1 protein-coding gene is annotated in these 1,455 nt (G+C 63.0%); it reads right to left on the reverse strand.

The features are described 5' to 3' along the window. Window positions 1-6: 6 nt before the first annotated feature. The gene (locus ACR0IK_RS24320; protein WP_480597405.1) at window positions 7-1,455 is read right to left on the reverse strand and encodes a mannose-1-phosphate guanylyltransferase/mannose-6-phosphate isomerase; all 1,449 of its coding nucleotides are present in this window, start codon (window positions 1,453-1,455) and stop codon (window positions 7-9) included.

The following is a 1,455-nucleotide window of genomic DNA, read 5'->3' on the forward strand; positions in this document are numbered from 1 at the left end:
GGCTGTTCAGCCCTTTGCGCCTTGGCCTCGGGCGTAGACGTCCTCGTATCGGACGATGTCGTCCTCTCCGAGATAGGCGCCGGTCTGAACCTCGATCAGAACCATCGGTACCTTGCCGGGGTTTTCCATCCGGTGCACGGCGCCCAGCGGGATATAGACCGACTGGTTTTCGGTCACCAATTGCTGATGGTCGTCAATGGTTACGCGGGCCGTTCCTTCGACCACGATCCAATGCTCGGACCGGTGGAAATGGCTCTGCAGGCTCAACGCGGCGCCGGGATGGACGTGAATGCGCTTCACCTGGAACCGGTCGCCGACCACAAGGCTTTCGAACCAGCCCCAGGGGCGGTGATCCTTGGGGAATTGGGTCGCCTGCGCTGCCCCTTTCTCTTTCAGGGCGGCAACCGCTTTCTTGACGTCCTGGGCCCGGGACTTGTCGGCAACCAGCACGGCGTCGTTCATCGCCACCGCGATGACGTTGTCCAGCCCGATGCCAACAACCTCCAGCTGCTCGCTGTCCGACCGCAACAGCGAGTTCTGACAATCGATCGCAGTCGCGCCACCGCTGGTCACCACACCGTCGGCATCCGGCCCGCTTTCACGCCAGACCGCGTCCCAGCCGCCCAGATCGGACCACGCCGCTTCAAACGCAACGACGGACAGGTTATCGGCCTTTTCCATGACCGCGTAGTCGATCGAGATGTCCTCGGCCTGCCCCCACGGTTCGGGCGCGAGCCGCAGGAATCCAAGATCGGTCTGGGCGTCGTTCAACGCGTCCTGTACCGGCTGCATCAGCGCGGGCGCATGGGCCTTGAAAGCGGCGATGATATCGGTTGCGCGGAACAGGAAAATGCCAGCGTTCCATTTGAAATTTCCGGCTTCCAGCATTTGGGTCGCGCGCGCCAGGTCCGGCTTTTCGACAAACTGCTTTAGCGGGACGGGGGACCCGTCGCCGTTTGCCGCGCTTGTCAGTTCGAGATAGCCATAGGCGGTTTCCGGATGCGTCGGGGTGATCCCGAAGGTCACCAGCTGCCCCTGCGCCACGGCGTCCATCCCGCGGGCAACCGCCGCCTGAAATGCGGCGGCATCGGGAACAACATGATCAGAGGGCGCCACCAGCAACACGGCATCCGCGTCCTCAGCATGGGCGCGCAGCGCCGCAGCCAGCACGGCGGGGGCGGTGTTGCGCCCCTCGGGCTCGATCAGAATGGCACCGGGATCGATTCCGACGGCCTGCAGCTGCTCGGCCACGATGAACCGGAAATCCGAGTTGGTCAGAACCATCGGGGCCGCAAATGTCAGCCCGTCCGTGGCACCGGACAGCCGCCGCGCAGAGGCCTGAAACAGGGTTTCATCGCCGATAAGAGACACAAATTGTTTAGGATAGCTCTTACGCGACAAGGGCCACAAACGGGTTCCAGAACCTCCGCAAAGGAGGATGGGCGTAATCAACAT

The sequence above is a fragment of the Ruegeria sp. BF7 genome (assembly GCF_056538605.1).

Coding starts and splice junctions, on each gene's coding strand:
- ACR0IK_RS24320 (WP_480597405.1), bottom strand. CDS start 1,455: ATGTTGATTACGCCCATCCTCCTTTGCGGAGGTTCTGGAACCCGTTTG.